Origin of the sequence: Pseudoxanthobacter sp., from assembly GCF_036822375.1 — a bacterium.
Lineage (GTDB): Bacteria > Pseudomonadota > Alphaproteobacteria > Rhizobiales > Segnochrobactraceae > Pseudoxanthobacter.
On the sequence record NZ_DAISHT010000327.1, the window covers coordinates 1 to 2708 of the forward strand.

The 2708-nt window shown below is 68.9% G+C and carries 2 protein-coding genes and 2 tRNA genes; 3 read left to right on the forward strand and 1 reads right to left on the reverse strand.

Annotated elements, in window-relative coordinates:
• Positions 1 to 73 precede the first annotated feature (73 nt).
• Positions 74 to 943: an N-formylglutamate amidohydrolase gene (locus V7067_RS17175; protein ID WP_334177109.1), complete on the reverse strand. Its 870-nt coding sequence runs from the start codon at positions 941 to 943 to the stop codon at positions 74 to 76.
• A gap of 599 nt (positions 944 to 1542) precedes the next feature.
• Here V7067_RS17175 and V7067_RS17180 point away from each other — a divergent pair.
• The 3 genes from V7067_RS17180 to V7067_RS17190 all read left to right on the forward strand — a co-directional run bounded on the left by V7067_RS17180 (position 1543) and on the right by V7067_RS17190 (position 2429).
• Entirely contained in the window at positions 1543 to 1902 is a 360-nt protein-coding gene (locus tag V7067_RS17180; RefSeq protein ID WP_334177108.1) for a response regulator, read from the forward strand.
• Between the two features lie 228 nt (positions 1903 to 2130).
• Positions 2131 to 2214: transfer RNA gene (locus V7067_RS17185), tRNA-Tyr, on the forward strand.
• A 141-nt stretch (positions 2215 to 2355) separates the two neighbouring features.
• A tRNA-Gly gene (locus V7067_RS17190) sits at positions 2356 to 2429 on the forward strand.
• Positions 2430 to 2708 lie beyond the last annotated feature (279 nt).

Consider the following 2708-nt stretch of genomic DNA (forward strand, 5'->3'; position numbering starts at 1 on the left):
TCCGGCAAGGTCTTGTCCGGCAGGGTCTTGGCGGAGTTCTGGCGGGGGAATGCGGGCTGGCGGAGCGGCGCGCCTATTCGGCTGCGAGCCGGCTGCCGCCGCTGCCTTCCAGCCCTGAGAGGCGCGGCACCAGTGCAGCGACGAACAGCGTCATCAGCCGGGCCAGTTCCGGCAGGCCGGGGCCGGGCAGGCAGCGTTGCTCGTCCATGTAAAGCCCGCGGTTGATCTCCACCTGCAGCGCATGGATGCCCGCGAACGGGCGGCCGTAGTGCTCGGTGATGAAGCCGCCGGCATAGGGCCGGTTGAGCTGGACGCGAAAGCCGAGCCCGCTCAGCACATCGGCCGCGGCGGCGGTCAGCCGGGCGCTGCACGAACTGCCGTGCCGGTCGCCCAGCACCACGTCGGGCCGGGTGCGCCCGTCGGTGCCGCGCACCCCTGAGGGCATGGAGTGGCAGTCGATCAGCACCGCATGGCCGAACGCCGCGCGCGTTTCCGCCAGAAGCCCGGCCAGGCAGCCGTGATAAGGGTGATAGAGCGTCTCGATGCGCGCCAGACCCTCGTCGACGGTGAGCGGGCCGGCATAGATTTCCTGCGCATCGGAGACGATCCGCGCGATGGTGCCGAGCCCGCCGGCCACCCGCGCCGAGCGCGTGTTGGCATAGGAGGGCAGGCGGCCGGAGAACATCCGCGGATCGAGTTCGTAGGGCTCGCGGTTGACGTCGAGGAAGGCGCGCGGAAAGTGCGCGCGCATCAGCGGCAGGCCGATTTCCACCACGCCGGCAAACAGCAGGTCCACATAGCCATCCTCCGAGCGGCGGATGGCGGGGTTGGCGAGGCGCGAGGCGGCAAGGAAGGCTGCGGGATAGGCGCGGCCCGAATGCGGCGAGTTGAACACCAGCGGCGCGGCCTGCGCGGTGGCGGGGCGCTGCACGTCGAAGGGCATGGTCTCGTCGAAATCGGCGACGATGCGGAACGTCTCCCCGGCGGCACCGGCCGCCCCGTGCGCCGGCCCGTGGCCGTCGGATGCGCCGTGCGGCGCCCGCGCAATCTGCGGGGTGGGCTCCGTCTGTGACATGCGCACGAAGTCCGTCTGATGTCGGAAAACCGGTCCGCCCGGCGTGCCGGGCGGCGATGAACTGCCCCGATCCGCCCGGCGTGCCGGGCGGTGATGAAGCGCCATTGTGACAGTCCCGCCGCGATTGGCCAAGGCCCGGTGCGCGTCCGGCTGCGGTGCGCTGCCGGCAGAGCCTGGAGCGGGAATCAGCCCCCGGAACCGGCCCCGGGACGGCGGGCAGGGCCGGGGCGGGCGGCCCGTGCTGCGGCGTTCCTGCCACGGCGCCGGCAGAACGCGGCCCGCCGGCCGCGGCCGGTGCCGGGCTTTCACCCGATCTTTACCCGTGGTCCGCAGATGATGGCTGAACGATGGCGCAGGTGCGTCCGCCCGCCCGCCGGATGCGGTGGCGGCGGACAGGGCCGGTGCCCGGCAGCCGGCGGTGCCGCGGGCTGCCTCCCGCAACACTCAGGACTTAAAGTCTGACCACCATGTCGCGCATTCTGCTTGCGGAAGACGATACGGACATGCGGCGCTTCCTGTCCAAGGCACTCGAAAAGGCCGGCTACGATGTCGTGTCCTTCGATAACGGCCTTTCGGCCTACGAGCGCCTGCGCGAAGAGCCGTTCTCCATGCTGCTCACCGATATCGTGATGCCGGAAATGGACGGCATCGAGCTCGCCCGCCGGGCGACCCGGCTCGATCCCGACCTGAAGGTGATGTTCATCACCGGTTTTGCCGCCGTGGCGCTCAATCCCGATTCGCAGGCCCCCCGCGACGCCAAGATTCTCTCCAAGCCGTTCCATCTGCGCGAACTGGTGCGCGAGGTGGAGCGTCTGCTGGCCGCCTGAGGCCGGTGCGGGGCTGAGGCGCACCGTGCCGGCTTGTGGATGAGCCGGCAAGGTTATCCCCTGAATTGGCGCCGGCCGGTTGCTTTGATGCGAAGCGGCGTTGACAGGGGGCGCCGGGGCCGGCATAAGGCCACCCGCAACGACACGCCGCCGGCTGGTGACCCGGACGGTGGCGGCTCGGTGCCACGGCAGACCGGATAACCGACGGTCTGCTTCGGGGACGGCCCTGGAGGGGTGCCCGAGTGGTTAAAGGGGACGGACTGTAAATCCGTTGCGTAAGCTACGTTGGTTCGAATCCAACCCCCTCCACCATCCGTTCCCGAAGATGCGGCGCTGCGGCGCCGGCAGCTTCCGCAAGCTGGTCAGATGACGGCAGCCGCGCCCTTCGGGGCGCGGGCGGTCTCTGCCGGGCTCGCGGGCGGAAAACGGGTGTGCTAGCATCCGAAAAGGCGTGCGGGTGTAGCTCAATGGTAGAGCAGCAGCCTTCCAAGCTGAATACGAGGGTTCGATTCCCTTCACCCGCTCCACCATCTTTCCGGGGAATACAATCCTCTCCGCAGGCCATGGCGCAGATTTCAGCTTGAACGCAGCCGCGAAGGGCCGTAAGTCCTCGCGCGGTCTCGCGTGAGAAACCGAGCCTTCGGGATTCCATGCGTGCCTTAGCGCTCTGCGACGGGCGGCTTTCCGATCTGCGGAAAGCGCTCCGGGAAACGTCGCGCCTGGAAATATCGCGCCTCTAGGACGGAAGATCATGGCGAAAGAGAAATTTTCGCGGACGAAGCCGCACTGCAACATCGGCACGATCG